General features: G+C 74.6%; 1 protein-coding gene. It reads right to left on the reverse strand.

Annotated features, from left to right (window positions below):
• A partial coding sequence (locus KVT14_RS20445; RefSeq protein ID WP_217617304.1) for a DUF255 domain-containing protein occupies positions 1 to 268 on the reverse strand: 268 nt, incomplete at both ends.

The raw sequence follows: 268 nt of genomic DNA on the forward strand, positions 1-268 counted from the left end.
CGCGAACACCGTCATGGGCCAGCCGCCCTGGCCGGTCGTCGCCGGGGTCGCCGCCATGTAGGCGGCGTCTAGGTCCGGGCGCTCCTCGCGGTCGACCTTCACGTTGACGAACCGGCTGTTCATCACGGCGGCGTCCGCCTCGTCCTCGAAGGACTCGTGCGCCATCACGTGGCACCAGTGGCACGCGGCGTAGCCGATCGGCACGGGCAGCGGCACGTCCCGGCGGCGGGCCTCGGCGAGCGCCTCCCCGCCCCACCCGCACCAGCCG

Origin of the sequence: Cellulomonas sp. GbtcB1 (genome assembly GCF_019091725.1) — a bacterium.
GTDB lineage: Bacteria > Actinomycetota > Actinomycetes > Actinomycetales > Cellulomonadaceae > Cellulomonas.